Genomic DNA, 25,663 nt, shown 5'->3' on the forward strand with positions numbered 1-25,663 from the left:
GTTTTTTTGTGTCTGCATCCCCCGTCATAACCACGACGTGAGACCTGATTGAGTGGAGCGGGTAGAGGGAATCGAACCCTCAACTAAAGCTTGGGAAGCTTTCGTTTTGCCACTAAACTATACCCGCTCAGAGCGGCTGACTTTGTACCAGAGTCGGGCGCAGATTTGAAGTTTTTCTTTTGCCCGCAGCGCGTTACAGCATTGAAAACGGTCATTCGCGGGCAAATCTGCAGGACAATCAATGCTGGTCTTTCAGCCCCACAGACTCGCTCGCGACGACGCTTTTTCAAATGGCCAATGCATGGTGATCCTGAACGAACGCGTAACGCGTTCGGCTCGACTGCGGTGAGGGCTTCAGGAAACCCAGCAGGGCGTTCTGGCTATCGCGGCAAGCGGCCTTGTGCTCCATGTCGAGGAAGTGCCCAGTAGCCTGCAGCGTGGTGAAGGTGCTGTGCGCCACGTGGTTGGCAAATATCCGAGCGTCTTCAGCGGCGGTGTACTCATCCCATTCGCCGTTGAGAAACAGCACCGGCACGTTGATCTTCTTCGCCGCATTCAAATAGCACTGGCGATCACTGTGCAGTACGTCACTGATGTGGAAGTGCATCTGCCCATATTCGTGTTCGGCCAGGCTGCTGACGTGGCGATAGTTGAAGCGCTTGAACAGTGACGGCAGGTGTTTGCCGATAGTGCTGTTGACCAGATGCCCGACGCGGTCGCCGTCGCGCTGGCCGAGGTAATCGACACCGCGCTCAAGGTAATCAAGCATGTGTGCGTTGATCACCGGCGAGAACGAGCTGATCACGGCTTTCTCGATACGCCGCGGCTGGTGGGACAGGGCAACCAGAGTAGCCGCACCCCCCCAGGAAAACGACAGCACGTGTTCGGCGCCGAAATGGTCGATCAGCTCCAGCAAGATCAGCCCTTCGACTTCCTTGGTCAGATGTTTCTCGTGACGGTTGTGGATTTTCGACTTGCCCGCGTAGGGTTGGTCGTAGCAAACCACGTTGAATTGCGGGTGCAGGTTTTTCACAGTCTGTGCAAACGACGCAGTCGTGGCCATCGAGCCGTTGACCAGGATGATGGTCTTTTCTGCGGCGTCTGCGCGATAGAACTCCGTGTAAACCCGATACTGACCCTGTATATCCAGCACAGCGATTTCTGGCCTCATGTCATAAGACTCCTGGCAAGCAAGCGGGTATGCGCGCAAATAGAGATTGCACGAGCTTTGTGACAGGTAGGCATACGCCTGGAATTTGCTTGGCCCATGTCGATCCATGACTGCGGTCGACGGGTGTTGTTATTGGCGGGCAGTCTGCCGGCTGAGGCGCAACCCAAGGGCTGACGACCGGCAAAAAGTTTCTTGGAAGTATGTTGTGACTAATCGGTCACAATTTGGCCGACGTCCTGATTCAAGCAGTGGGAGCGGGATCGCGCAAGTGCCGTTGGTAAATTGTTCGACAACTTCTGCTGAGCGGTCGCCGGCTTAGAACAAATGGATCTCTTCGGTGCGCAAAGCGCGGTACTCGCCCGGTTTTAGCGCGTTATCCAGCGACAGCGGGCCCATGGATTCGCGGTGCAGGCGCAAGACTTTGTTGTTGAAGTGACCAAACATGCGCTTCACCTGATGGTAGCGACCCTCGATGATACTCAGGCGCGCCACTCGCGGGCCGAGCACTTCGAGTCGCGCCGGTTGCGTGGTCAGGTTTTCGAAAGCGAAGTAGATGCCCTCGGCAAACGTGAGCGCGTATTGCGGCCCGATCTCCTGTTCGGTCTCGACGTAATAGACCTTCGGCAGTTTGGTCTGCGGTTGGGTCAGGCGTCGCGACCAGCTGCCATCGTTGGTGATCAGCATCAGCCCGGTGGTGTTGAAGTCGAGGCGCCCGGCGATGTGCAGGTCGTCCTTGTCCGGTTCATCGATCAGATCAAGCACGGTCGGGTGTTGCGGATCGCGGGTGGCGCTGACGCAGCCGGGCGGTTTGTGCAGCATGAAATAACGTGCCGGTTTGCCGAGTTGCAGGACTTCTTCGTCGACTTCGACGCGGCTGAACTCCAGCACTTCGCTGTGCGGGTCGCTGACGACTTTTCCGTCGATCCGCACGCGCTTTTCCACCAGCAACAGGCGAACCTGCTGACGGTTATAGCGGGGCAGGTTGCTGAGGAAACGGTCGACGCGCATGGTCAGGAATCGGCGGAAAAAGGGTCGCGCATCTTACGGGATTGGCCGAGCCGCTGCTTGCAGTTGCGCTTCGACCTGAGCGCAGCGCGGGCATAGGCAGGATTTGTCGCGCAGCGCCGCCGGCAGCGCCTCGAGGACTGCCGGATCAATGCTGACGCCGTAGCACCAGCAGGCTCGGTCAGCGGTGCGCGGGTCGGCAAGGCTGCAGTCGTTGCGGGCGCCGCAGGCCGGGCAGAGGTCGGGTTTAGTGTCGGAATCAGGCATAAGTCGGGTGAGGCATTTCCACGCAGGTGCGGTTACGGCCGGTTTGCTTGGCCCGTTGCATCGCATGATCGGCCCGGAACGGTAGCCTGTGCAAGCTCGCAGGCCAACTGTGGGAGCAAGCCTGCTACCACAGAGGATTTTCAGTGTGACTGACGCCGCTGATCTGAAGCCTTTCCGCGCCCGGCACTTGCCCCGGACCTGACAGTCAAAAACTGTGTCGGCTGTGCTGTCCTGCTGCGGCCGTGGGTCTTTCAGGAGGCCGTCATGGGTATTTCAAAACTGTTGCGCCGGGTGCTGCTGGGAGCGGTGCTCGGCCTGGGTCTGTCCGGGTGTTATTACTACGCCGGTCCTTACGATGCTTACCCTGCCACTTACTACTATCCCGGCTATTACTCACCTTATTACTACGGCGGTTATTACGGCCCGCGCTATTACGGTGGCGGGCACTATTACTACGGCGGTCACGGCTATCGCGGCGGTTATGGACGTGGTTACCACGGCGGCGGCTATCACGGTGGGCACCATTGATCAGTAGCTGAATGACAGTGTTTTCCAAATGAACAGGATTTCATCAATCACATGTTTCAACTTGTTACGGAAGCGCACCAGATTCGGAAAACGCTGTCAGATGTTTCGTCAGTCACCGAATAAACGACTGATGCCTGCCAGCGTCGCTGGTGCGGCTACCCGCGGTCCAGGAGGCCGCCATGTATCGACGAATTCTTCTACTTGCTGCGATGATGTTTTCCGTTGCCGGTTGCGCTCCCTACTCCTACGCAGACAGTTATTACAGCTCAGAGGTCTACACCTCACCCGCTCCGGCGTACTACAACACTGGCGGTACCTATTACAGCGGTGGCAGCACCTACTACTCGGCCCCGCGCTACTACCAGGCGGCCCCGCGTTACTACCAACCGGCCCCGCGTTATTACTCGGCGCCACGTTACTACCAGCCAGCGCCGCGCTACTACGAGAGCCGTCGCTGGCACGACAATGATCGTGGCCGTTGGGACGGCCACCGCGGTGGAGGTTGGGATCGTGACCGTGGTGGCCGTGACCATCACGGTAACCGCGGTGACCACGGCGGGCGAGGCGGTCGCTGGTAAGCATCCGCAAACAAAAAAGCGGCGCATTGAGCGCCGCTTTTTTTCTGCCTGCGATTTGCCGGGCATTCAGTAAACCGTCAAATCCGCCAACGGATGCCGACCTTCCCAGACCTTGTGAAAATGCGCCTCGACCACCGCGTCCGGCACGGTATTGATGTCCGGCCAATGCCAGTGCGGTTTCTGATCCTTGTCGATCAGCCGTGCCCGCACCCCTTCGCTGAATTCCGGGTGCCGGCAGCAGTTGAGGCTCAGGGTGTATTCCATCTGAAACACTTCGGCCAGCGACAGATAGCGGGCGCGGAGGATCTGTTCCCAGACCAGATGCGCGGTCAGCGGTGAGCCTTCGCTCAGGGTTTTCGCGGCGCGGGCGATCAGCGGATCACTGCTGTCGCGTTGCAGGCTGATGGCTTTCCAGGCACAGGTGACGTCGCTGACGTCGAGCAGTTCATCGATCTGCTGGCGGCGCGGCAACCATTGCGCCTCGGGCATCTGCCCGACGGCTTCCTGTTGCAGGGCCTTGAACAGACTGTTGAGCTGCATGTCGGTCTGTTCCTGCCAGTTGAGTTGCAGCAGGCCTTCGATCAGCTGCGGTTGCTGCTCTTCAAGCAGGAAACGGTCGGCCAGATCCAGATCGATCGCATCGCGGCCATTCATGTGTGCACCCGTCAGACCGAGGAACAAACCGAGCTTGCCCGGCAACCGTGACAAAAACCAACTGGCCCCGACGTCCGGATACAGACCGATGGTGATCTCCGGCATCGCCAGGCGACTGCTCGGCGTGACGATCCGCGTGCTCGCGCCTTGCAACAGGCCCATGCCGCCGCCGAGCACGTAACCGTGGCCCCAGCAAACCAGCGGTTTGGGGTAGGTGTGCAAGCTGTAGTCCAGGCGATACTCGGCGGCGAAAAACTGCGCCGCCAGTGGCGGGACTTCGCCGGGATGGGCGCGACAGGCCTCCACCAGGCTGCGCACTTCGCCGCCGGCGCAGAACGCCTTGGCGCCGTTGCCGCGCAGCAGCACGCAGACGATTTGTGGATCCTTGGCCCAGGCGTTCAGTTTGTCGCTCAGCGCATTGATCATCGGCAAGGACAGCGCGTTGAGCGACTTTTCAGCATCCAGGCTGGCGATCCCGAGACGGGCGCCGTCGGTGCCGGTGAGTTCTTCGAAGTGCAGATTCATCGTGACCTCGATCGGGAAATTGAGCGTTCAGTATGATCGCTGTGCGGGAAAGTGCCGGATCTGCGTCAGATCAATTGACAAGCGTGGTCGGCTTTCCTAGGGTTCGCCCCATTGTTTTTGCCGGGTATGACCATGACTGCTGACGACCGTATCAAACTCGAACCGAGCTGGAAGGAGGCACTGCGTGCTGAATTCGACCAGCCTTATATGGCAGAGTTGCGCAATTTTCTGCAGCAGGAGCGGGCGGCCGGCAAGGAGATTTATCCGCCGGGTCCGCTGATTTTCAACGCGCTGAATTCGACGCCGCTGGATAAAGTCAAAGTGGTGATCCTCGGCCAGGACCCGTACCACGGCCCGGGCCAGGCCCATGGCCTGTGCTTTTCGGTGCAACCCGGCGTGCCGGCGCCGCCGTCGCTGGTCAACATCTACAAAGAGTTGAAACGCGACCTGAACATCGACATCCCCAACCACGGCTACCTGCAGAGCTGGGCCGATCAGGGCGTGTTGATGCTCAACACCACCATGACCGTCGAGCGCGCGAATGCCAACGCGCACAAGGACAAGGGCTGGCAGTTCTTCACCGACCGGATCATCGAACTGGTCAGCGAACGGCAGCCGCATCTGGTGTTCATGCTGTGGGGGGCGCATGCGCAGAGCAAACAGAAGCTGATTGATGCGACCAAGCATTTGGTGCTGACCTCGGTGCATCCGTCGCCGTTGTCGGCTTATCGTGGATTCCTCGGGTGCGGGCATTTCAGCCGGACCAACAAGTTTCTTGAGCAGAATGGTGAAGCGCCGATCGAGTGGCGGTTGCCGCCGGTCTGAACGGCTGAGTAAATCTGTGGCGAGGGAGCTTGCTCCCGCTCGGCTGCGCAGCCGCCGCAAAACCTGTGATTTCGGTGTGCCAGAAGCGCCCGGTTCAAGGATCTCGGGTCTGCTGGGCAGCCCAGCGGGAGCAAGCTCCCTCGCCACAGTGACGCGGTATTACTCGGGATTACGATTCCAGTATTTGAACAACGGTTCCGCCAGAAACAGCACGAACAGCAAGCGCATCACCTGCATCGCCGTCACCAGCGGCACCGACAGTTGCAGGGTCTCCGCCGTCAGACTCATCTCGGCGATGCCGCCGGGCATCATGCCCAACGTCAGTGAACGCAGATCCAGATGGGTCAGCGCACTCAAACCCAGCGCGGCCAATGTGGCGATCAACATGGTCAGCGCCGTGCCGATCAGCGTACGGCCCATGAATGACGGTGCGCGACGGAAGAACTGTCGATTGAAGTGACAGCCCAGCCCGCTGCCGATCAGCCACTGACCGATCTGGCTGCCGCCGTCCGGCAGGCCGATGTGCAAATCCCAGGCAATGCTCACCGTGGCACTGACCAGCAGCGGCCCGAACAGCCACGGATTGGGCTGACGCAAACGCTGCCAGAGCCAGGCGAGCAGGGCGCCCGTAGGAAACAGAATCGCCAGCCAGCGCCAATCGACGTTGCCGGCGTGGGAAATCGGCGTGCCGTCGCCCAGCAGATACTTGAACGCGGCCGGCACGCACAGCACCACCACCAGCACCCGCAGACTCTGCCCCGCGGCGACATGGCTGAGCAGCGCGCCATTGCGCGCGCCGAGGTTGACCATCTCCCCGGAGCCGCCGGGCATGCTCGAGAAAAACGCTGTGGCGCGATCTTCGCCGGTACGGCGCATCAACCATACGCCGACCACCGCCGACAGACTGGTGACCAGCGCACCGAAGAAGATCAGACCGAAATGACTCAGCACCTGCTCCATCACCACCGGGGTGAAGTGCAGGCCGATGCCGATGCCGACAATCCATTGGCCGCATTTGCGCCCGCCGGGGATTTCCGTGAGTTGCCACGGGGTCAGGCAGCGCACGAGGATGATCGCCAGCAGCGAGCCGACCATCCACGGCAGTGGCCAGCCGATCTGGCTGGCGATGAAACCGCCAAGCAGACCGACCAGCGGGGTCGCCCACCAGCTTCTGAGGGAGGAGCGATCAGACATCGGCGATGGCGCGTTGCGCCGCCGAACGTTTGCGCCAGATGCGCAGCAGCGGCAGCAGCAACATGATCGCGGTCAGGATCCACACGCCGAAAGTGATCGGGCTCGACCAGAGGATTTCCAGCGCACCGTTGGAGATCGACAGCGCACGACGCAGGTTCTGCTCCATCAACCCACCGAGAATGAACCCCAGCAGTACTGGCGACAGCGGGAAATCCAGCTTGCGCAGGATGTAGCCGAAGATACCGATGCCGACCATCAGGAACAGGTCGAACGTGGTCGCATGCACCGCATACACGCCGATCCCGGTGATGATCGCGATCACCGGCACCAGTGCCCAGTTCGGCACGGCGAGGATGCGGGTGAAGATGCGGATCATCGGGATGTTGAGGATCACCAGCATGATGTTGGCTATGAACAGCGAGGCGATCAGGCCCCAGACGATGTCCGGTTGCTGTTGGAACAACAGCGGCCCCGGGGTGATGTTGTACAGCGACAGGGCGCCGATCATCACCGCTGTGGTGCCCGAACCGGGTACGCCGAGGGTCAGCATCGGCACCAGTGCGCCACAGGCCGAAGCGCCGATCGCGGTTTCCGGGGCGGCGAGGCCACGGGCGTCACCCTGACCAAATTTGCCGCCAGTACCGGCGATGCGTTTTTCGGTCATGTAGGCCACGGCACTGGCCAGCGTCGCGCCGGCACCCGGCAACACGCCCATGATGAAACCCAGCAGGCCGCAACGAATGTTCACCACGAACACCGACGCCGCTTCCTTGAAGTTGAACATCATGCGCCCGGTGGCCTTCACCGCTTCCTGACCGCGATGGGTTTTTTCCAGCAGCAGGAGGATTTCACTGACCGAGAACAGACCCAGCACCAACACCACGAACTGAATGCCGTCGGTCAGGTGAATGTTGTCGCCGGTGAAGCGATAAACACCGCTGTTGGCGTCGATGCCGACGGTCGACAGAAACAGCCCGATCAGCGCCGCAATAAAAGTCTTCAGCGGTCGATCGCCGGCCATGCCGCCGAGGCAGACAATCGCGAACACCATCAGCACGAAGTATTCCGCCGGGCCAAAGGCAATCGCCCATTTCGCCAGCAGCGGGGCGAACAGCACCATGCCGCAGGTGGCGATGAACGCACCGATGAACGAACTCCATGCCGACAGCGACAGGGCGACACCGGCCAGGCCCTGACGCGCCATCGGATAACCGTCGAGGGTGGTCATCACGGTTGAGGCTTCGCCCGGAATGTTCAGCAGGATCGAGCTGATCCGCCCGCCGTATTCGCAGCCCAGATACACCGCCGCCAGCAGAATCAGCGCCGACTCCGGCGGCAGGCCGAGGGCGAAGGCGATCGGGATCAGCAGGGCCACGCCATTGATCGGGCCCAGGCCCGGCAACAGCCCGACCACGGTGCCGATCAGCGTGCCGGTCAGGGCCGTGACCAGGTTGTACGGACTCAGCGCGACGCCGAAGCCCTGACCCAAATAACCAAGAGTATCCATATCAGTTCTCCAGAACGTCGAGCAGGCCCAGAGGCAGCGGAACGTCCATCAGACGGTCGAACAGCAGGTACAGACCGATGGCCATCAACGTTGTCACCACAATGCTCGGCAGCCAGCGACCGCCATACAGGCGCGCCATCGGGATGCCGATCAGGATGCTGCTGAGGATGAAGCCCAGCGGTTCGAACAGACCGGCGAAGACCAGCAGCAACAGCACGCAGATGCCGATCTTGGTCAGGGTTTGGCGATCCAGTGGCGGCTCTTCTTCGCTGTGTTTGATCGGTGCCGGGCGGAACACCATGTACAGCAGTGCCACGCCCATCAGGCCAAGCATCAGCAGGGGAAAGGCGCGCGGGCCGACCGGTTCGTAAGAAAAAGCCGCTTGATACGGCCACGCCATCAGCGCCAGGCCGACGCAGGCCAGCAATAGCACCGAGGCGAAAATGCGTTGTAAGAGCATGGGAAACTCCTGTGCCGAGGCCTCGATGCGCGAGGCCGCAGCCGCTAGACAGAGACGATCACTGAATCAGGCCGAACTCTTTGGCCAGCACCTTGTAGTCCGCGACCTGCTTCTTCACGTAGGTGTCCAGTTCCGGGCCGGTCATGGCGAACGGAAACAGTTCACGTTGATCGCGCAGCTTGGCGAAGTCGTCCGAGGCCAGCAGTTTGTCGAAGGCGTCTTTCCACCAGGCGTAGTCTTCGTCGCTGACTTTTGGCCCGAGGTAGAAACCGCGTACCACCGGCCAGACGATGTCGTAGCCCTGCTCGCGCGCGGTCGGGATGTCCTTCATTTCCGGCTCGTCGATGCGCTTGTCGGCGAACACCGCGAGCAGCCGCATGTCACCGCTCTGGATATGCGGCATGGAGTCGGAGATGTCGGTACTACCCACCTGAATGTGACCGCCGAGCAGTGCAGTAGCGATTTCGCCGCCGCCTTCGAGGGCGACGTAACGCAGGTCACGCGGGTTGATCCCGGCAGCCTTGGCGATCAGTGCGGTCTGCATCCAGTCCTGGCTGCCGACGGTGCCGCCGGAGCCGATGACCACGGAGCTCGGATCTTTCTTCAGGGCTTTGACCAGATCGTCGAGGGTCTTGTACGGCGAATCGCTTTTCACCGCGATGGCGCCATAGCTGGTGCCGACGGCGGCCAGCCAGCGCACGTTGGTTTCATCGAAACGGCCGAACTTGCCTTGCGCCAGGTTCAGCAACGAACCGCTGGACCACGCCACCAGCGTGCCGGCATCGGCCGGGCGCTGGGCGACGACCGCGTTGTACGCCACCGCGCCGACACCGCCGGGCATGTAAGTCACGCGCATCGGTTTGGTCAGCAGTTTTTCGTTGACCAGCGCGCTCTGCGCCAGTTTGCAGGTCAGGTCGAAACCACCGCCGGGGGAGGCCGGGGCGATGCATTCCGGACGTTTCGGTTCGGCCATCAATTGGCCGGCGAACAGCATGACGCCAGCGGCCAGAGCAACTTTACGCAGTGATAAGTTCATCTATGTCTCCTTGGGAGTTGTTGTTATGGACGTACTGAATTACCAAAGGGCAACGCTATAGCTCACCAGCAGACGCACTTCATCGGCATCGCGAGCGGAGTAGTTGGAACGGTAGGTGGCATTACGCAGGCGTACGGCAACGTCCTTCAGGGCGCCGCTTTGTACTACATATTTGATCTCGGTGTTGCGCTCCCACTCTTTGCCTTCTTCGCCGTTCTTGAGCTTGATGTTGTCACCGCTCAGGTAACGGCTCATGAACGACAGGCCGGGGATGCCGAGGCGGGCGAAGTCGAAGTCGTAGCGCGCTTGCCACGAGCGTTCCTCGGCGCCGGCGAAGTCGTTGATCTGCACGAAGTTGACCAGGTACGGGTCGCTGCCATCGACATACGGGAACGCGCTGTCGCCGGACATGTGCTGATAACCGGCGGTGAACTTGTGGCCGCTCAGGGCATAGCTGACCAGACCGTTGAGCGAGCGGTTGTCGATCTCGCCACCCCGGGCCGCGCCTTGATCATCACTGACGGCAAAGCGCAGGTCGGTGGCGAAGGTGCCCGGGCCCATCGGCCGCGAGGCAACGAGACCGAAGAAGTGCTGGTTATAGACTTCGTCGAGCTGGGCGAAGTGGTAGCTGCCGGTGATCTTGTCGGTGAACTTGTAGTCCGCGCCGGCAAAGTCGAAATGCTTGCCGGCCGCGGTGCCGGCAAAACGGCTGTTCTTGTTGTTGAGGGCGATGTCCTCGAAGTCGGTGCTGTCGCGATCCTTGGCTTTCTCCAGACGGCCGCCAGTGAAGGTCAGGTTCTTGATCTCTTTGGAGGTCAGCAAACCACCTTCAAACGTCTGCGGCAGGATGCGCCCGTCATTCGGTTTGAGGATCGGCAGTTCGGGAATCAGGCTGCCGATTTTCAGTTCGGTGGCGGAGATTTTCACTTTGCCGGTCAGGCCGACTTTTGAATATTCGTTCGCCGCGCGCCCGTCATCGTGGGTCGGCAACAGGCCGGTGCCGGTACGGTCGGGACTCGAATCCAGCTTGACCCCGAGCATCCCCAGCGCATCGACACCGAACCCCACGGTGCCGTCGGTGTAACCCGATTGCAGGTTGAGCATGAAACCCTGCGCCCATTCATCACGCTTGCTTTGCTGGGCACTGGTGCCGTCGCGAAAGTCGCGGTTGAAGTACATGTTGCGGGTTTCGAAGGTGGCGGAACTGTCTTTGATGAAGTCGGCGTAGCTCAGCGGCGAAAACCCGGCGAGGGCAGCGGTGCTGGCGAGGGTGGCGTGGCGCAAACGAGAAGGACGAACAGGCGTAGAAGCCTTGGTCTGCAAGGACGGCATGCGGGTGTACTCCGTTTATTGTTCTTATTGGTCGAAAACGCTTCGAGGCGTTTTTCGTATCGCTGTGTGGCAGCAGCGACGGCAGTCGAAACTGTCCGTGACCGGACTCTAACGACCCAACCTTTCGCTAACCTTTCAGCTGGATTTCGCGGGTTTCGGGCTTCACAGCGGCGGTTGCGGCTGTAAACTCCGCGGCAAAGAGTGGCGTCGGCCATCCCTGAATGAGGTAGAGATCCATGCGTGTTCTGCTCGTCGAAGACCATTTGCAACTGGCCGAAAGTGTCGCCCAGGCGCTCAAGAGCACCGGTCTGACCGTGGACGTGCTGCACGATGGCGTGGCCGCCGACCTGGCGCTGGGCAGCGAGGAATACGCGATGGCGATCCTCGATGTCGGCCTGCCGCGCATGGACGGTTTCGAAGTGTTGGCGCGCCTGCGCGCACGCGGTAAAAACCTGCCGGTATTGATGCTGACCGCGCGCAGCGACGTGAAGGATCGAGTTCACGGCTTGAATCTCGGCGCCGACGATTATCTGGCCAAACCGTTCGAACTGACCGAGCTCGAAGCCCGGGTCAAAGCCCTGCTGCGGCGCAGTGTGCTCGGTGGCGAGCGTCAGCAGCGCTGCGGCGTGCTGGCCTACGATCTGGACACCCGGCGCTTCAGCCTCGGCGAAGAACTGCTGACCCTGACCTCCCGCGAGCAAGCGGTGCTCGAAGCCCTGATCGCCCGGCCGGGACGGGTGATGAGCAAGGAACAACTGGCCGCTCAGGTATTCGGCCTCGACGAAGAAGCCAGCCCCGACGCCATCGAAATCTACGTGCATCGCCTGCGCAAGAAACTCGACGGCCAACCGGTGGCGATCGTGACTTTCCGTGGCCTCGGTTACCTGCTGGAAAGCCGCGATGCATAAGCCCAGCAGCCTGCGCTGGCGGTTGCTGTGGAACCTCGCATTGCTGCTGGTGGTGCTGATGCTCGCCAGTGGTTTGAGCGCGTACTGGAACGGGCGCGAAGCTGCCGATACAGCCTACGACCGAACCCTGTTGGCCTCGGCGCGAACCATTGCCGCCGGCCTGTCGCAGCGCGACGGCACGCTCAGCGCCGACGTGCCCTACGTGGCGCTGGACACCTTCGCTTACGACAGCGCCGGGCGGATTTACTACCAGGTCAACGACATCCATCAGAAGCTGATTTCCGGCTATGAAAACCTGCCCGGGCCACCACCCGGTACGCCGAGAACCGACGATTATCCAGCGCTCGCGCGCTTCTATAACGCGACCTATCGCGGGCAGAACGTGCGCGTGGTCAGCCTGCTCAAAGCGGTCACCGAACCGAACATGAACGGCATGGCGGAAATCCGTGTCGCGGAAACCGACGAGGCGCGGGTCAGCATGGCCCGCAGTCTGGCGGCCGATACACTGCTGCGTCTGGGCATGCTCGCCATCGGCGCCTTGTTGCTGGTGTGGTTTGCGGTGAGTGCCGCGCTGCGCCCGCTGGAGCGTTTGCGCACGGCGGTGGAGGAGCGTCAGCCCGATGATTTGCGGCCGCTGCCGCTGGTGGAAGTGCAGCGCGAATTGTGGCCGCTGGTGCGCGCGCTCAATCACTTCACCGAACGTTTGCGCGGGCAGTTCGAGCGGCAGGCGCAGTTCATTGCCGATGCCGCGCACGAGCTGCGCACGCCACTGGCGGCGTTGAAGGCGCGGCTGGAGTTGGGGCTGCGTTCCAGTGAACCGGAAACCTGGCGCACAACCCTGGAATCCTCTGCGCAAAGCACCGACCGCCTGACCCATCTGGCCAATCAACTGCTGTCGCTGGCGCGGGTGGAAAACGGTGCCCGGGCGATTGCCGAGGGCGGCGCGCAACTGCTGGATCTGAGTCAATTGGCTCGCGAGCTGGGCATGGCTATGGCGCCGTTGGCTCATGCGCGCGGGGTCGCGCTGGCACTGGAGGCGGATGAACCGGTGTGGCTGCGCGGTGAGCCGACGTTGCTCAATGAACTGCTGAGCAATCTGGTGGACAACGCACTGGCGCATACCCCACCGGGCGGCAACGTGATTCTGCGGGTCGCGGCGCCGGCGGTGCTTGAAGTTGAAGATGACGGGCCGGGGATTCCGCTGGAGGAGCGTGATCGAGTGTTTGAACGCTTTTATCGGCGCAATCAGCAGGTCGCGGGCTCAGGGTTGGGGCTGGCGATTGTCGGAGAGATCTGCCGGGCGCATCTGGCGCAGATCAGCTTGCACGATGGTGAGCAGGCCGGTTTGAAGGTTCGGGTGAGTTTTATTGCCGGATAGCAGCCGAGATGGCTGTTGTGGCGAGGGAGCTTGCTCCCGCTCGGCTGCGCAGCAGTCATGATCCCTGAGTGCACGGTTTGCCTGATGAAGAGAGATCGCCTGGTTTTGGGGCCGCTTCGCAGTCCAGCGGGAGCAAGCTCCCTCGCCACCGGTCAGTAAAACATCGTCCGCGATTCTTCCAGATCCGCGCACAATGGCTTGTTCTCCGGATCGATCCCAAGCTTCCTGAACGCCGGCACGCTGAGCGGGTCAATCCGCGCAATCGGATGATCGCTGTCCTTGTGGCAATACAGGCTCGCCACCTGCACCAGATCGACGTAATCGAGGTGCGCCGATTCGCGTTTGAAATCCAGATACAGCCCGGGCAACGCCACCAGTTGCTCGGGAAATTCCCAGACCCGCAACAGCTTGTCGCCCAGCAACGGGTGAATATGGTCGATCACATGGTTGAGGCTGACCGGGTCCGACAGCAGTTCGTAGTGATCTTCGGCGTAGGTCAGGATCGGCAGAACGCCGATCTGATGCACCAGTCCGCCCAGCGCCGCCTGATCAGGTTTGAGTTGGGTGTGACGGCGGCACAGGGCGTAGCTGACGCCGGCGATTTCCAGACTCTTGCGCCAGACTTCGCGCATCTTCTGTTCGACCACCTCGGAGCGGGCGTGGAAGATCTGTTCCATCACCAGCCCGATCGCCAGGTTGCTGCTGTAGTTCACCCCCAGTCGGGTGATTGCGGTGTGCAGGTCGGTGACTTCCTGGGTCGCGCGCAGCAACGGACTGTTGACCACTTTGATCAGGCGCGCCGACAGCGCCGTGTCGCGGCCAATCACTTTGCTCAGGTCGCTGACACTGATCTCCGGGTCTTCGGCGGCCTTGCGAATTTGCAGGGCCACTTCCGGTAACGTTGGCAGAACCAGGTCATCGTTATCGATGGCCTCAACCAAATCCTGTTGGACCTTATCCGCCAGCTCGCTCATGTAGATTCTCTAGGGTGTTGCAACAAAAGCTGCGATCAGCGCTGGATTTCGCGGTCGCGATCCAGTTCGTAGGGCAGGTCGAGCAAATGCAGGGCTGGCCCCTCAAGGGCGCCCAGGTGCAGATCACCCGCTTCGGCAGCTTCGGCCTGCAACACCGCCAGCAGTTCAATCTTTTCTGCGGCGCGGGCGGCAATCACCACTTCGCCGATGGCGCTGCTGTGGCTTGGGGCGAACAGCGGGGTGCCCGGCTCTGGCAGTTCGGTCGCATCAAGTTCTACGCGATAGAGGCGACGCTTGAGCTTGCCCAGGTACTGCATGCGCGCGACGATTTCCTGGCCGGTGTAGCAACCTTTCTTGAAACTTACGCCACCGACGGCCTGCAAGTTGAGCATCTGCGGGATGAACAGCTCGCGGGTGGTGGGCATGACCTGACCGATACCGGCGCGAATCTGCCCCAGCAGCCATTGGTTCAATTCGCCTTCAGGCAGGGCGGCGGCCAGTTTGGCCTTGATGGCATCGACTTGATCGGCCGGTACCCAGAGTTCGGCGCGATCCGGCGAGACGCGAATCGCGATCAGGCCTGCATTGCGCACTACGCTGTCGGTTTCGCCTGGCAGGTTCAGCCCCAGGTTGATCAACGCGGCGTCGCCGTGCTCCAGACCAAAACGCACCCAGGCGGCGCTTTCGTCGGTCAGTTTGGATTTGGAGAACACCGCGTACTTTTTCAGGTCCGCCAGTTGTGGCTCCAGCAGTTCGCTGGCCATTGCCAGCAGCACGCCGTCACCTTCGAGCAGAATGCGGAAGCTCGACTGCATCCGGCCTTTTTGCGTGCAGCGCGCGCCCAGGCTGGCCCGGCTGTCGCTGAGGTAATTGATGTTGCAGGTCAATTGGCCTTGCAGGAATTTGCCGGCATCCACGCCGCGAACCGCGAGTACGCCTTCATGAGACAGGGTGCAGAAAAAAGCAGAATCGGCCATGGGTCATCGCAGGGTAAAAAGTCTGGGGCACATCATAAGGGCGCGTTGTTGAAATGGGTAGTTGATAAAGGATCGGTGGTGCCCGACCAAAGCCGACTGTGCGACCCGCGCCGGGGCTGTATACTGCGCGCCTATTTGAGGAGGGCTCCATGGTCGAACAAGTTGAACTCAATCGCCTCTTCTGGCACAGCCGTCGCGGCATGCTGGAACTTGACGTGCTGCTGGTGCCGTTCGTGCAAGAGGTCTATCCGCACCTCAATCAGGTCGATCGCGACTTGTATGTGCGTCTGCTGACCTGCGAGGATCAGGACATGTTCGGCTGGTTCATGGAGCGCAGCGAATCCGAAGACCCGGAGCTGCAGCGCATGGTCCGGATGATTCTGGACCGTGTTCAGCCCAAGTAACACGTTCGAATGCCGCTGGCATGCCTCACGGCAGTTGCTGGCGGCGTATCTGTTGGCCCAGTCGTTCGCTCTGGGTGTGTTGTTTCTTTTGACGATTCCACTCTGGGCCTGTCTGCTTGGGGCCTTCGCCTGTCTGCTGCACGCCGCGTGGGTGTTGCCACGGCAGATTCTGCTGAAGCATCCGCAGGCTTTTTGCCGATTGCGCCGCGACGCCGATGGCTGGCAGTTGTGGAACCAGGCGGGCGGCTGGCAAGCGGTGCAGCTGCGCCCTGACAGCCTGGCGTTGCCGTTGATCGTGGTGTTGCGCTTTCGTTTGCGCGGCGAGCGGCGGGTGCGCTCGATCTGTGTACCGCGAGACTCGCAGGCTGCGGATGTGCACCGACGCCTGCGAGTGCGGCTCAAGTTCAGCCGGCGTAGGTGGGCGGCACCAGAATAGTGTCGAGCGCCTCGGGCAGCAGGTTCGGGTAGTCGAGGGTGTAATGCAGGCCGCGACTCTCCTTGCGCTCCATGGCCGAGCAGATCATCAGTTCGGCGACTTGCGCCAGATTACGCAGCTCGATCAGGTCGCGGCTGACTTTATAGTTGCTGTAGAACTCGTCGATCTCGTCCAGCAACAGACGCACGCGGTGCTGCGCCCGTTGCAGGCGCTTGTTGGTGCGCACGATGCCGACGTAGTCCCACATGAAGCGGCGCAGCTCATCCCAGTTGTGGGCGATGATCACGTCCTCATCGGAATCGGTTACCTGGCTGGCGTCCCACTCGGGCAGGGCGGTTGGCGCGGTGACGTCATCCAGTTGCGCAAGAATGTCCGCTGCCGCCGAGCGGGCATAGACGAAGCATTCGAGCAGCGAGTTGCTGGCCATGCGGTTGGCCCCGTGCAGGCCGGTGAAGCTGGTTTCGCCGATGGCGTACAGCCCCGGCACGTCGGTACGACCATGCTGATCGACCATTACCCCACCACAGGTGTAGTGCGCCGCCGGCACGACCGGGATCGGCTGTTTGGTGATGTCGATGCCGAAACCCAGGCAACGTTCGTAGACGGTCGGGAAGTGGCTTTTGATGAAGGCTTCAGGCTTGTGGCTGATGTCGAGATACACGCAGTCGACGCCCAGGCGCTTCATTTCATGGTCGATGGCGCGGGCGACGATGTCGCGTGGCGCCAGCTCGGCACGTTTGTCGAAGCGCGGCATGAATCGTTCACCGTTGGGCAGCTTCAGGTGCGCGCCTTCGCCACGCAAGGCTTCTGTGATCAGGAAACTTTTGGCCTGTGGGTGGTACAGGCAAGTGGGGTGGAACTGGTTGAATTCCAGATTCGCCACTCGGCAGCCCGAGCGCCAGGCCATGGCGATGCCGTCACCGCAGGCACCGTCGGGATTACTGGTATAGAGGTAGACCTTGGCGGCGCCGCCGGACGCGAGGATCACGAAGCGTGCGCCGTAGGTGTCGACTTCGCCGGTCGCGCGATTCAGCACATAGGCGCCGAGGCAGCGCTCGCCACTCATGCCCAGACGGCGTTCGGTGATCAGATCAACGGCAACTCGCTGCTCCAGCAGTTCGATGTTGCTGCGTTCTTTGGCCTGGGCGAGGAGGGTGGTGAAAATCGCTGCGCCGGTTGCGTCGGCGGCATGGATGATGCGCCGATGGCTGTGGCCGCCTTCGCGGGTCAGGTGGAATTCGAAACCGCCGTCTTCGGTGCCGGACTGTTCGTCGCGGGTGAACGGCACGCCCTGGTCGATCAGCCACTGGATGGCTTCGCGGCTGTGCTCGACGGTGAAGCGCACCGCGTCTTCATGGCACAGACCGCCGCCGGCGTTCAGAGTGTCGTCGACGTGGGATTCGACAGTATCGGTATCGTCCAGCACGGCAGCGACGCCGCCCTGGGCCCAAAAAGTCGAGCCGTTGGCCAGATCGCCCTTGCTCAATACGGCAATGCGCAAATGACCCGGCAGGGTCAGCGCGAGACTCAAACCGGCAGCGCCGCTGCCAATCACCAGAACATCGTGTTGAAACTGTTGGCTCATTTCAGGATTCCGCTCAAAGCGACCCGGATCGGGGTTGGCGCAAGACAGCTGGATCGGCGAGTCAAGACAGCCACACAGCCCACTAGTATATAGAGGGGTGGAGCGGCACAATAGCCGGGCTCGTATGGCATTGTGAAACTACTGTGACGACAAAAGCTTGACGTTTCGTCGGACGTTTTTTTCTGTCGTTTTGGAAAAAGGCGACTGTATCGAGGATGAAACAGGCTTTTTCAGCACACGGTTGCTCGATGTCGCTTCAGCGCGGCTATAAATAATTGGAACTTTTGCCAGAGGCCCAAGATCAATAGTCAGTTGCCAGAAGCACGGGACAGTGTCGGCTTCAATGCAGAACCTGCGATTGGGTTTTTGCCGGCGAACCGATGACAAGATTATTCGCGCAGCCGGTTTATCCCGCGCTGCGTTTTTCGTGCGTGCCAAATCAGAGCCCGCAGGAAACTTGCCTGGAGGGGGAGAACTTTTGCGAAAAGCCCGAGTCTATGTTTGCAAGTCTGGTCGTTTAGTTATGCAAGCCTCCTCCATGCTTATCGAGGAGTGTTCATGCTAACCCAGGAAGAGGATCAGCAGCTGGTCGAGCGCGTTCAGCGTGGCGACAAGCGAGCTTTCGATCTGCTGGTGCTGAAATATCAGCACAAAATTCTCGGGTTGATCGTGCGTTTCGTGCACGACACCCATGAAGCCCAGGATGTGGCTCAGGAAGCCTTTATCAAGGCCTACCGGGCACTAGGAAACTTTCGCGGAGACAGCGCGTTCTATACGTGGCTTTACCGCATTGCCATCAACACGGCAAAGAACTATCTGGTATCACGCGGCCGCCGGCCGCCGGATAGCGATGTAAGTTCTGAAGATGCAGAGTTCTACGACGGCGATCATGGCCTCAAGGATCTCGAATCACCGGAACGCGCATTGCTGCGGGATGAGATCGAAGGCACCGTCCATCGAACCATTCAGCAACTGCCAGAGGATTTACGTACGGCTTTAACTTTACGTGAATTCGATGGTCTGAGTTACGAGGACATTGCGAGCGTCATGCAGTGTCCGGTGGGTACCGTGCGCTCCCGGATTTTCCGCGCCCGGGAGGCCATCGATAAAGCCCTGCAGCCGTTGTTGCAGGAAAACTGAGACAGCGGCGACAGCCAAGAGAGGAACGCCATGAGTCGTGAAGCCCTGCAGGAATCGCTGTCCGCAGTGATGGATAACGAAGCGGACGAACTGGAATTGCGTCGAGTGATCAATGCACTGGACGATGTTGAAACCCGTGAGACCTGGGCTCGTTATCAGATCGCTCGGGCAGCCATGCACAAGGATCTGCTGCTTCCGCGTCTGGACATTGCTGCGGCAGTTTCTGCTGCGCTGGAAGACGAAACGGCTCCAGCCAAAGTATCCCGCGGCCCTTGGCGCAACCTGGGTCGTCTGGCCGTTGCAGCTTCGGTGACCGTTGCAGTACTGGCCGGCGTGCGCCTGTATAACCAGGACGAAATCGCTGGCGTCGAGCTGGCCCAGCAGTCCAATCAGCCTTCGCTGGTTGCACCGCAGGTCAAGGGCCCGGCTGTCCTGGCTGGTTACAAGGAAAGCTCGGAATCCACTGGCCCGATGGCCAATGGCGTCCTGCAAGGTCAGCCAGGCTGGCACGATCAGCGTCTGCCAGGCTATCTGCGTCAGCATGCCCAGCAGGCTGCATTGAAAGGTACTGAAAGCGCTCTGCCTTATGCGCGTGCAGCAAGCATGGAAAACCGTTAAGGAGGATCATGCGCGCCATACCTCTACTTTCGCTTCTGCTTAGCGGCTGGTTCATTGTTCCAGCCCATGCCGACGAGGCCCAGGACTGGCTGATCCGCCTGGGTCAGGCCGAGCAGCAGCAAAGCTTCCAAGGCACTTTCGTATACGAGCGTAACGGTAGTTTTTCTACCCACAATATCTGGCATCGTGTCCAGAACGGTCAGGTCCGCGAGCGCTTGCTACAGCTCGACGGCTCGGCTCAGGAAGTCGTACGTGTTGATGGGCATACTCAATGCGTCAGCGGCACCCTGATTGCGGGGTTGGGAGACTCTCCCAACTCGACCGCTCGTTCGCTTGATCCCCAAAAGCTGAAAAACTGGTATGAGCTTGCCGTCATCGGCAAGTCGCGCGTGGCCGGGCGTGATGCGGTTATCGTATCGCTCACGCCTCGCGACCAGCATCGCTATGGTTTCGAACTTCATCTGGATAAACAGACCGGCTTGCCACTGAAGTCATTGTTGCTCAACGACAAGGGACAGCTACTCGAGCGTTTCCAGTTCACCAGCCTCGATACCGCTGAAGCCCCGTCGGACAAAGACCTGCAGGCTGGCACCGAGTGCAAGGCCGTTACTATTGATAGTGACAAGGCTTCTGCCGTGAAGGCGACTCAGGTCTGGCATTCTGATTGGCTGCCCCCAGGCTTCGTACTGACCAGCAGCACCTCGCACAAAGATCCGCAAACCAAGACTCAGGTCAGCAGCCTGATGTATGACGACGGGCTTGCGCGTTTTTCGGTATTTCTTGAGCCGTTGAACGGTGCAACAGTGACCGACACCCGCACGCAGTTGGGGCCGACTGTCGCTGTTTCCCGCCGCCTCACTACGCCTGAGGGTGAGATGATGGTGACGGTGGTCGGCGAAATTCCAATCGGCACGGCCGAAAGGATTGCCCTTTCAATGCGCAACGATGGTGCTGCAACCAGCAAGCAGTGAGCTGATTTCAGTCATTTCCACTTCTTCTTCGAGACGTAGATGAAATGTTTGCTCAGCATTTTCATTTGCAAATCAACCGAAAGTTTTTTATAGGTCAGAGCCTCACGGCTCTGGCCTTGTCTGTCGTTCCCGGAACAAAAATACCGGCCCGCGGTTCCCGGTGTTCCTTGCTCCATATCGCTTAACCCTGCTCGTCGTAACGGGAGCTGTATGTCGATACTTAGCTTGAAGTCTTATCTGTCCATTTTCGCCACCGTGCTGGTGCTGGGTCAGGCTGTCCCCGCTGTCCAGGCGGCCGACCTGCCGGATTTCACCCAATTGGTTGAACAGGCCTCGCCTGCAGTGGTGAACATCAGTACCACGCAGAAGCTGCCGGATCGCAAGGTGAACCAGCAGATGCCTGACCTGGAAGGCTTGCCGCCGATGTTGCGCGAGTTCTTCGAGCGCGGCATGCCGCCTCAGCAGCGTTCGCCGCGCGGCGATCGTCAGCGTGAAGCGCAATCGCTGGGTTCGGGCTTCATCATTTCCTCGGATGGCTACATCCTGACCAATAACCATGTGATTGCCGATGCCGACGAAATCCTCGTGCGTCTGGCAGATCGCAGTGAAATGAAAGCCAAGCTGATCGGCACCGATCCACGCTCCGACGTGGCCCTGCTGAAAATCGATGGCAAGGATCTGCCGGTGCTCAAGCTCGGCAAGTCCCAGGACCTGAAGGCGGGTCAGTGGGTCGTGGCGATCGGGTCGCCGTTCGGCTTTGACCACACCGTGACCCAAGGTATTGTCAGCGCCGTCGGCCGTAGCCTGCCGAACGAAAACTACGTGCCGTTCATCCAGACCGACGTGCCGATCAACCCGGGTAACTCCGGTGGCCCGCTGTTCAACCTGAACGGTGAAGTGGTCGGGATCAACTCGCAGATCTACACCCGTTCCGGTGGCTTCATGGGTGTGTCGTTCGCCATTCCGATCGACGTGGCGATGGACGTTTCCAATCAACTGAAAAGCGGTGGCAAGGTCAGCCGCGGCTGGCTGGGCGTGGTCATCCAGGAAGTGAACAAGGATCTGGCCGAGTCGTTCGGTCTTGATAAACCGGCCGGTGCGCTGGTCGCACAGATTCAGGATGACGGTCCGGCAGCCAAGGGTGGCCTGCAAGTGGGCGACGTGATCCTGAGCATGAACGGTCAGCCGATCGTCATGTCCGCCGACCTGCCACACCTGGTCGGCGCGCTGAAAGCAGGCGCCAAGGCCAACCTCGAAGTGATCCGTGACGGCAAACGCAAGAATGTCGAGCTGACCGTCGGCGCAATTCCGGACGAGGACAAAGAGCTGGCAGCACTGCCAAAGTCCGGCGCGGAAAGCAGCAGCAACCGCCTCGGTGTTTCGGTGATCGAGCTGACCGCCGAGCAGAAGAAAACCTACGACCTCAAGGGTGGTGTGGTGATCAAGGATGTTCAGGATGGTCCTGCGGCACTGATCGGTCTGCAGCCGGGTGACGTGATCACTCACCTGAACAACCAGGCCATCGGCTCCACCAAGGAGTTCGCCGAGATCGCCAAGGCGCTGCCGAAGAATCGTTCGGTGTCGATGCGCGTTCTGCGTGAAGGTCGCGCGAGCTTCATCACCTTCAAACTGGCTGAATAATCCGCTAGCGGTGAAATAGAAAACCGCCTCGAAAGAGGCGGTTTTTTTATGCCTGAAACATTTGTCGAGGAAAACTCAGCCCATCATATCCTTGATCATGCGCTCCTGCTCCATCAGCTCGCGCTGGCGTGCATCGATCCGCGAGGACAGCGGGAAGTTGCTGCCCGCCTTGCGCTTGGCAAAGTCGAGCTGCTGGATCGCCTGACGATAATCGCCGACCAGCGCGAAGTACTCGGCGCGAGCCTGGTGCAGACCGATGATATTGCCAGAGAGACCACGGGTTTCCGCGACCTGATACCACACGTCAGGATCATTCGGACGGGATTTGAGCAGGCTGTCGAGGGCTTTCTCCGCGTCGGCGGTGCGATTCTGTTTCAGCAACAGGTCGACCCGAACCTGATTCAGTGGATAGTTGCCCGGATACTGGGTGAGCATTCGGTCCACCCGCGTTTGCGCATCCGGCAGACGGTTATTGGTAATGTCCAGGTCGATCTGCGCGAGGTTGTAGATGATCTCGTTGGGCGACTTGGCCAGCAGCTGTTTGAGGTTTTCCCGGGCTTCGTTGAGCTGGCCGCCCTTGATCTGAGCGATCGCCAGGCCGTAGCGCGCCACGTCGTTTTTCGGATTTTCATCCAGTTGTGCACGGAAGCGCTTGGCGCCCAGTCCCGGGGTTTCTTCATAGATCAGCTGAACGCGGGCGCGAATCAGTTGATAGCGCATGCTGTCTTCGATGCCGCCCGCCGGTGCTTGTTCTGCGCGGTTACGGGTGTCGGCGATACGCGATTCGGTCACCGGGTGAGTCAGCAGAAATTCTGGCGGCTTGGCGTCGAAGCGATACTGGCGCATCAGGCGTTCGAACATGGTCGGCATCGAGCGCGGGTCGTATCCGGCCTTTTCCAGGTTGAGGATGCCGATGCGGTCGGCTTCCTGCTCGTTCTGGCGCGAGAAGGTGCGTTGCGACTGAATGGCTGCGGCCTGAGTACCGGCGATGGTCGCGATCCCGGCATCACCGCCACCGGCGGCGGCAATCACGATGCCGGCCAGCAGCGCCGCCATCATCGGCACCTGCATTCGCTGCGAAGCTTCTACACCGCGCGCGAAGTGGCGTTGTGACAAGTGAGCCAGTTCGTGGGCCAGTACCGAGGCGTATTCACCTTCGGTCTGTGCGTTGAGAAACAGGCCGCCGTTAACCCCGACCACGCCACCCGGTGCCGCGAAAGCGTTGAGTTGCGGGCTGTTGATCAGAATGAATTCCAGGCGCCGATCGGTGACCTGGCTGGTTTCCACCAGCTTGTAGACGCTGGATTCGACGTAGTCTTTGAGCTGCGGATCGTTGAGCTGTGCAACCTGACTGCGCAACATCGCCAGCCAGGCGCGGCCCAACTGATATTCCTGTTGCGGAGAGACGATGGCAGAACTGGCGTCGCCAAGTGACGGCAGATCGTCGGCAAAGCCCGGTGAGGCGAGCAGGCAAGCGAGCGTCAGCAGGGTAGGGCGCAGAAATGTCATGCACAAAGCCTTAGAAGACAAAGACCTTACTGTAGCCGGACACCGGGCTTGCGACCAGATATTCTAGGCGCCTCAACCACCTGAACCGGAGTGACGCAATGACTGACGCTGTAGCCCATGACTGTGAATTGGACGCCAGTGGCCTGAATTGCCCGTTGCCGTTGCTCAAGGCCAAGATGGAGCTCAACAAGTTGCCCAGCGGCGCGGTGCTCAAGGTGATCGCCACGGATGCAGGTTCGCAGCGCGACTTCCGCACCTTTGCCCGTCTGGCCGGTCATACGCTGCTGCGCGAAGAAGACGAAGCAGGCGTCTACCGTTACTGGTTGAAAAAAGCCTGAAACCGACAGCGTAAAAGACCTAAGGATTATTGATGTTCAAAGTGTTACGCGACTGGATTCAGCGCTACTTTTCCGACGAAGAAGCGGTGGTGCTGGCGGTGCTGCTGTTTCTCGCCTTTACCGCGGTGCTCACACTCGGTGGCATGCTCGCGCCGGTATTGGCCGGCATGGTGCTGGCGTATCTGATGCAGGGGCTGGTACTCGCACTGGAGCGTGTGCGCGTGCCTGGCGCGGCGGCGGTGGGGCTGGTTTTTGCACTGTTCATGGGCGTGTTGCTGGTGTTCATCGTGGTGGTGTTGCCGCTGCTGTGGCATCAGTTGATCACGCTGTTCAACGAGTTGCCGGGGATGCTCGCCAAATGGCAGTCGCTGCTGCTGTTGCTGCCCGAGCGCTATCCGCATCTGGTCTCTGACGAGCAGGTGCTGCAGGCCATCGAAGCAGCGCGTGGCGAAATCGGCAAGTTCGGACAGTGGGCGCTGACCTTCTCGCTGTCGAGCCTGCCGCTGCTGGTCAACATCATGATCTATCTGGTGCTGGTACCGATTCTGGTGTTTTTCTTCCTCAAGGATCGGGCCATGATCGGCGAGTGGGTGCGTGGCTATCTGCCCCGTGAGCGAGCGCTGATCACCCGCGTGGCGCAGGAAATGAACCGGCAGATCGCCAACTACATTCGTGGCAAGGTCATCGAGATCGTGATCTGTGGCGGCGTGACTTACATCGCGTTCGTCGCGCTTGGCCTCAACTATGCAGCGCTGCTGGCATTGCTGGTCGGGGTGTCGGTGGTGGTGCCGTACGTCGGCGCGGTGGTGGTGACTGTGCCGGTGTTGCTGATTGCGTTGTTCCAGTGGGGCTGGAGCGATCAGTTCATCTATCTGATGGCGGTCTACGGGATCATTCAGACCCTGGATGGCAACGTACTGGTGCCGTTGCTGTTTTCCGAAGCGGTCAATCTGCACCCGGTGGCAATCATCTGCGCGGTGCTGCTGTTTGGCGGGCTTTGGGGATTTTGGGGTGTGTTCTTTGCGATTCCGCTGGCGACGCTGTTCAAGGCCGTGCTGGATGCCTGGCCGCGCAAGGAGCCTGTGGTGGCTCCATTGCTTTAGAGCCGAGCTATTCGCTGAGGCTTATTGCCCCTTCGCGAGCAAGCTCGCTCCCACATTTGAAATGCATTCCAAATGTGGGAGCGAGCTTGCTCGCGAAGGCGTCAGTGAAAACGACGCAGAAATATCAGGCCTTGTTCAGCGCCTGAGCCGCAGCCAGCACCGCATCCACATGCCCCGGCACTTTCACGCCGCGCCATTCCTGACGCAGTACACCGTTCCTGTCGATCAGGAACGTGCTGCGATCAACGCCCAGGTATTCCTTGCCATACAGCTTTTTCAGCTTGATCACGTCGAACAGCTGGCAGACGGCTTCGTCCTTGTCGCTGATCAGCTCGAACGGAAACTCCTGCTTGCACTTGAAGTTCTCGTGGGACTTCAGGCTGTCGCGGGAAATGCCGAAGATTTCCGTGTTGGCAGCCTGAAACGCCGCGTACTGGTCACGAAAACCCTGGCCTTCGGTGGTGCAGCCCGGAGTGCTGTCCTTCGGATAGAAGTAGATCACCACTTGCTTGCCCTTCAGGGCAGACAGGCTGACGGTCTGCCCGCTGGTGGCAGGTGCTTCGAAATCCGCAACCGGTTGGTCGATGACAACGGGCATG

At 60.3% G+C, this 25,663-nt stretch carries 27 protein-coding genes and 1 tRNA gene; 13 read left to right on the plus strand and 15 right to left on the minus strand.

Features of this window, described 5'->3' with window-relative positions:
- Positions 1-53 precede the first annotated feature (53 nt).
- The 4 genes from PMI25_RS05400 to PMI25_RS05415 all read right to left on the minus strand — a co-directional run bounded on the left by PMI25_RS05400 (position 54) and on the right by PMI25_RS05415 (position 2,443).
- Positions 54-127 (minus strand) — tRNA-Gly (locus PMI25_RS05400).
- 159 nt (positions 128-286) lie between these two features.
- Positions 287-1,171, minus strand: a complete 885-nt coding sequence (locus PMI25_RS05405; protein ID WP_007963252.1) for an alpha/beta fold hydrolase — start codon at positions 1,169-1,171, stop codon at positions 287-289.
- Between the two features lie 315 nt (positions 1,172-1,486).
- Positions 1,487-2,179 (minus strand): pseudouridine synthase, encoded by a 693-nt coding sequence (locus PMI25_RS05410; RefSeq protein ID WP_007963253.1) that lies wholly within the window; start codon positions 2,177-2,179, stop codon positions 1,487-1,489.
- 33 nt (positions 2,180-2,212) lie between these two features.
- Positions 2,213-2,443, minus strand: a complete 231-nt coding sequence (locus PMI25_RS05415; protein WP_045121993.1) for a cysteine-rich CWC family protein — start codon at positions 2,441-2,443, stop codon at positions 2,213-2,215.
- Positions 2,444-2,707: 264 nt separating this feature from the next.
- Between PMI25_RS05415 and PMI25_RS05420 the strand changes: the two genes are divergently transcribed.
- On the plus strand, positions 2,708-2,971 hold the full coding sequence (locus tag PMI25_RS05420) for a hypothetical protein (protein ID WP_007963254.1): 264 nt from the start codon (positions 2,708-2,710) through the stop codon (positions 2,969-2,971).
- A gap of 179 nt (positions 2,972-3,150) precedes the next feature.
- Positions 3,151-3,549, plus strand: a complete 399-nt coding sequence (locus PMI25_RS05425) for a hypothetical protein (RefSeq protein ID WP_007963255.1) — start codon at positions 3,151-3,153, stop codon at positions 3,547-3,549.
- A gap of 66 nt (positions 3,550-3,615) precedes the next feature.
- On the opposite strand, the gene PMI25_RS05430 is transcribed toward PMI25_RS05425, so the two are convergent.
- Positions 3,616-4,728: an enoyl-CoA hydratase/isomerase family protein gene (locus PMI25_RS05430; protein ID WP_007963256.1), complete on the minus strand. Its 1,113-nt coding sequence runs from the start codon at positions 4,726-4,728 to the stop codon at positions 3,616-3,618.
- A 132-nt stretch (positions 4,729-4,860) separates the two neighbouring features.
- Here PMI25_RS05430 and ung point away from each other — a divergent pair, with 132 nt between their 5' ends.
- Positions 4,861-5,553 (plus strand): uracil-DNA glycosylase, encoded by a 693-nt coding sequence (ung, locus tag PMI25_RS05435; protein ID WP_007963257.1) that lies wholly within the window; start codon positions 4,861-4,863, stop codon positions 5,551-5,553.
- A gap of 159 nt (positions 5,554-5,712) precedes the next feature.
- Here ung and PMI25_RS05440 read toward each other — a convergent pair whose 3' ends face one another.
- Genes PMI25_RS05440 through PMI25_RS05460 form a run of 5 tightly spaced genes read right to left on the minus strand, consistent with a single transcriptional unit; the run spans position 5,713 to position 11,082 of the window.
- Complete coding sequence (locus PMI25_RS05440; protein ID WP_007963258.1) at positions 5,713-6,747, minus strand: AbrB family transcriptional regulator; 1,035 nt, start codon at positions 6,745-6,747, stop codon at positions 5,713-5,715.
- Positions 6,740-8,254, minus strand: coding sequence for a tripartite tricarboxylate transporter permease (locus tag PMI25_RS05445; protein ID WP_007963259.1), 1,515 nt, complete (start codon positions 8,252-8,254; stop codon positions 6,740-6,742). Before PMI25_RS05445 ends, PMI25_RS05440 begins: the two co-directional genes overlap by 8 nt.
- Before the next feature lies 1 nt (position 8,255).
- Entirely contained in the window at positions 8,256-8,714 is a 459-nt protein-coding gene (locus PMI25_RS05450) for a tripartite tricarboxylate transporter TctB family protein (RefSeq protein ID WP_007963260.1), read from the minus strand.
- A 58-nt stretch (positions 8,715-8,772) separates the two neighbouring features.
- On the minus strand, positions 8,773-9,750 hold the full coding sequence (locus PMI25_RS05455) for a Bug family tripartite tricarboxylate transporter substrate binding protein (RefSeq protein ID WP_007963261.1): 978 nt from the start codon (positions 9,748-9,750) through the stop codon (positions 8,773-8,775).
- A gap of 39 nt (positions 9,751-9,789) precedes the next feature.
- Entirely contained in the window at positions 9,790-11,082 is a 1,293-nt protein-coding gene (locus PMI25_RS05460) for an OprD family porin (RefSeq protein ID WP_007963262.1), read from the minus strand.
- Positions 11,083-11,318: 236 nt separating this feature from the next.
- Here PMI25_RS05460 and PMI25_RS05465 point away from each other — a divergent pair, with 236 nt between their 5' ends.
- Positions 11,319-11,990, plus strand: a complete 672-nt coding sequence (locus PMI25_RS05465; protein WP_003222545.1) for a response regulator — start codon at positions 11,319-11,321, stop codon at positions 11,988-11,990.
- On the plus strand, positions 11,983-13,368 hold the full coding sequence (locus tag PMI25_RS05470; protein WP_007963263.1) for a sensor histidine kinase: 1,386 nt from the start codon (positions 11,983-11,985) through the stop codon (positions 13,366-13,368). Before PMI25_RS05465 ends, PMI25_RS05470 begins: the two co-directional genes overlap by 8 nt.
- 152 nt (positions 13,369-13,520) lie before the next feature.
- On the opposite strand, the gene PMI25_RS05475 is transcribed toward PMI25_RS05470, so the two are convergent.
- Complete coding sequence (locus tag PMI25_RS05475; protein ID WP_007963264.1) at positions 13,521-14,342, minus strand: HDOD domain-containing protein; 822 nt, start codon at positions 14,340-14,342, stop codon at positions 13,521-13,523.
- A 35-nt stretch (positions 14,343-14,377) separates the two neighbouring features.
- Positions 14,378-15,319 carry a CAF17-like 4Fe-4S cluster assembly/insertion protein YgfZ gene (ygfZ, locus tag PMI25_RS05480; RefSeq protein ID WP_007963265.1) on the minus strand — a complete coding sequence of 314 codons (942 nt, stop codon included), beginning with the start codon at positions 15,317-15,319 and terminating at the stop codon, positions 14,378-14,380.
- 149 nt (positions 15,320-15,468) lie between these two features.
- Between ygfZ and PMI25_RS05485 the strand changes: the two genes are divergently transcribed.
- Positions 15,469-15,723, plus strand: a complete 255-nt coding sequence (locus tag PMI25_RS05485) for an FAD assembly factor SdhE (RefSeq protein WP_007963266.1) — start codon at positions 15,469-15,471, stop codon at positions 15,721-15,723.
- Positions 15,707-16,159 carry a protein YgfX gene (locus PMI25_RS05490; RefSeq protein WP_007963267.1) on the plus strand — a complete coding sequence of 151 codons (453 nt, stop codon included), beginning with the start codon at positions 15,707-15,709 and terminating at the stop codon, positions 16,157-16,159. The genes PMI25_RS05485 and PMI25_RS05490 overlap by 17 nt, the downstream gene beginning before the upstream one ends.
- On the opposite strand, the gene nadB is transcribed toward PMI25_RS05490, so the two are convergent.
- Entirely contained in the window at positions 16,128-17,744 is a 1,617-nt protein-coding gene (nadB, locus tag PMI25_RS05495; protein WP_007963268.1) for an L-aspartate oxidase, read from the minus strand. The two genes, PMI25_RS05490 and nadB, sit on opposite strands and share 32 nt — an antisense overlap.
- 558 nt (positions 17,745-18,302) lie before the next feature.
- Here nadB and rpoE point away from each other — a divergent pair.
- The 4 genes from rpoE to PMI25_RS05515 all read left to right on the plus strand — a co-directional run bounded on the left by rpoE (position 18,303) and on the right by PMI25_RS05515 (position 22,114).
- Positions 18,303-18,884, plus strand: a complete 582-nt coding sequence (rpoE, locus tag PMI25_RS05500) for an RNA polymerase sigma factor RpoE (protein WP_003172477.1) — start codon at positions 18,303-18,305, stop codon at positions 18,882-18,884.
- 30 nt (positions 18,885-18,914) lie between these two features.
- A complete protein-coding gene (locus tag PMI25_RS05505) occupies positions 18,915-19,502 on the plus strand; it encodes a sigma-E factor negative regulatory protein (RefSeq protein ID WP_007963269.1) in 588 nt (195 codons plus the stop codon).
- A gap of 8 nt (positions 19,503-19,510) precedes the next feature.
- Complete coding sequence (locus tag PMI25_RS05510) at positions 19,511-20,473, plus strand: MucB/RseB C-terminal domain-containing protein (protein ID WP_007963271.1); 963 nt, start codon at positions 19,511-19,513, stop codon at positions 20,471-20,473.
- A 210-nt stretch (positions 20,474-20,683) separates the two neighbouring features.
- Positions 20,684-22,114, plus strand: coding sequence for a DegQ family serine endoprotease (locus PMI25_RS05515; protein ID WP_007963275.1), 1,431 nt, complete (start codon positions 20,684-20,686; stop codon positions 22,112-22,114).
- Between the two features lie 75 nt (positions 22,115-22,189).
- On the opposite strand, the gene PMI25_RS05520 is transcribed toward PMI25_RS05515, so the two are convergent.
- Entirely contained in the window at positions 22,190-23,623 is a 1,434-nt protein-coding gene (locus PMI25_RS05520; RefSeq protein ID WP_007963277.1) for a M48 family metalloprotease, read from the minus strand.
- Between the two features lie 98 nt (positions 23,624-23,721).
- Between PMI25_RS05520 and PMI25_RS05525 the strand changes: the two genes are divergently transcribed.
- Together PMI25_RS05525 and PMI25_RS05530 are read left to right on the plus strand one after the other, a co-directional pair.
- Complete coding sequence (locus tag PMI25_RS05525; protein ID WP_007963279.1) at positions 23,722-23,961, plus strand: sulfurtransferase TusA family protein; 240 nt, start codon at positions 23,722-23,724, stop codon at positions 23,959-23,961.
- 32 nt (positions 23,962-23,993) lie between these two features.
- Entirely contained in the window at positions 23,994-25,064 is a 1,071-nt protein-coding gene (locus PMI25_RS05530; protein WP_007963281.1) for an AI-2E family transporter, read from the plus strand.
- Between the two features lie 124 nt (positions 25,065-25,188).
- On the opposite strand, the gene PMI25_RS05535 is transcribed toward PMI25_RS05530, so the two are convergent.
- Positions 25,189-25,662, minus strand: coding sequence for a peroxiredoxin (locus PMI25_RS05535; protein WP_007963283.1), 474 nt, complete (start codon positions 25,660-25,662; stop codon positions 25,189-25,191).
- Position 25,663: the final 1 nt, after the last annotated feature.

Source organism: Pseudomonas sp. GM30, assembly GCF_000282275.2.
In the GTDB taxonomy this organism is placed as follows: domain Bacteria; phylum Pseudomonadota; class Gammaproteobacteria; order Pseudomonadales; family Pseudomonadaceae; genus Aquipseudomonas.

Bases quoted from the DNA above. Each gene is read 5' to 3' on its own strand.
- PMI25_RS05420 (WP_007963254.1), top strand. From the start codon at position 2,708: ATGGGTATTTCAAAACTGTTGCGCCGGGTGCTGCTGGGAGCGGTGCTC.
- PMI25_RS05455 (WP_007963261.1), bottom strand. From the start codon at position 9,750: ATGAACTTATCACTGCGTAAAGTTGCTCTGGCCGCTGGCGTCATGCTG.
- ygfZ (WP_007963265.1), bottom strand. From the start codon at position 15,319: ATGGCCGATTCTGCTTTTTTCTGCACCCTGTCTCATGAAGGCGTACTC.
- PMI25_RS05460 (WP_007963262.1), bottom strand. From the start codon at position 11,082: ATGCCGTCCTTGCAGACCAAGGCTTCTACGCCTGTTCGTCCTTCTCGT.
- rpoE (WP_003172477.1), top strand. From the start codon at position 18,303: ATGCTAACCCAGGAAGAGGATCAGCAGCTGGTCGAGCGCGTTCAGCGT.
- PMI25_RS05530 (WP_007963281.1), top strand. From the start codon at position 23,994: ATGTTCAAAGTGTTACGCGACTGGATTCAGCGCTACTTTTCCGACGAA.
- PMI25_RS05440 (WP_007963258.1), bottom strand. From the start codon at position 6,747: ATGTCTGATCGCTCCTCCCTCAGAAGCTGGTGGGCGACCCCGCTGGTC.
- PMI25_RS05470 (WP_007963263.1), top strand. From the start codon at position 11,983: ATGCATAAGCCCAGCAGCCTGCGCTGGCGGTTGCTGTGGAACCTCGCA.
- PMI25_RS05515 (WP_007963275.1), top strand. From the start codon at position 20,684: ATGTCGATACTTAGCTTGAAGTCTTATCTGTCCATTTTCGCCACCGTG.
- PMI25_RS05405 (WP_007963252.1), bottom strand. From the start codon at position 1,171: ATGAGGCCAGAAATCGCTGTGCTGGATATACAGGGTCAGTATCGGGTT.
- PMI25_RS05485 (WP_007963266.1), top strand. From the start codon at position 15,469: ATGGTCGAACAAGTTGAACTCAATCGCCTCTTCTGGCACAGCCGTCGC.
- ung (WP_007963257.1), top strand. From the start codon at position 4,861: ATGACTGCTGACGACCGTATCAAACTCGAACCGAGCTGGAAGGAGGCA.
- PMI25_RS05525 (WP_007963279.1), top strand. From the start codon at position 23,722: ATGACTGACGCTGTAGCCCATGACTGTGAATTGGACGCCAGTGGCCTG.
- PMI25_RS05475 (WP_007963264.1), bottom strand. From the start codon at position 14,342: ATGAGCGAGCTGGCGGATAAGGTCCAACAGGATTTGGTTGAGGCCATC.
- PMI25_RS05505 (WP_007963269.1), top strand. From the start codon at position 18,915: ATGAGTCGTGAAGCCCTGCAGGAATCGCTGTCCGCAGTGATGGATAAC.
- PMI25_RS05430 (WP_007963256.1), bottom strand. From the start codon at position 4,728: ATGAATCTGCACTTCGAAGAACTCACCGGCACCGACGGCGCCCGTCTC.
- PMI25_RS05415 (WP_045121993.1), bottom strand. From the start codon at position 2,443: ATGCCTGATTCCGACACTAAACCCGACCTCTGCCCGGCCTGCGGCGCC.
- PMI25_RS05445 (WP_007963259.1), bottom strand. From the start codon at position 8,254: ATGGATACTCTTGGTTATTTGGGTCAGGGCTTCGGCGTCGCGCTGAGT.
- PMI25_RS05510 (WP_007963271.1), top strand. From the start codon at position 19,511: ATGCGCGCCATACCTCTACTTTCGCTTCTGCTTAGCGGCTGGTTCATT.
- PMI25_RS05450 (WP_007963260.1), bottom strand. From the start codon at position 8,714: ATGCTCTTACAACGCATTTTCGCCTCGGTGCTATTGCTGGCCTGCGTC.
- nadB (WP_007963268.1), bottom strand. From the start codon at position 17,744: ATGAGCCAACAGTTTCAACACGATGTTCTGGTGATTGGCAGCGGCGCT.
- PMI25_RS05520 (WP_007963277.1), bottom strand. From the start codon at position 23,623: ATGACATTTCTGCGCCCTACCCTGCTGACGCTCGCTTGCCTGCTCGCC.
- PMI25_RS05465 (WP_003222545.1), top strand. From the start codon at position 11,319: ATGCGTGTTCTGCTCGTCGAAGACCATTTGCAACTGGCCGAAAGTGTC.
- PMI25_RS05535 (WP_007963283.1), bottom strand. From the start codon at position 25,662: ATGCCCGTTGTCATCGACCAACCGGTTGCGGATTTCGAAGCACCTGCC.
- PMI25_RS05410 (WP_007963253.1), bottom strand. From the start codon at position 2,179: ATGCGCGTCGACCGTTTCCTCAGCAACCTGCCCCGCTATAACCGTCAG.
- PMI25_RS05425 (WP_007963255.1), top strand. From the start codon at position 3,151: ATGTATCGACGAATTCTTCTACTTGCTGCGATGATGTTTTCCGTTGCC.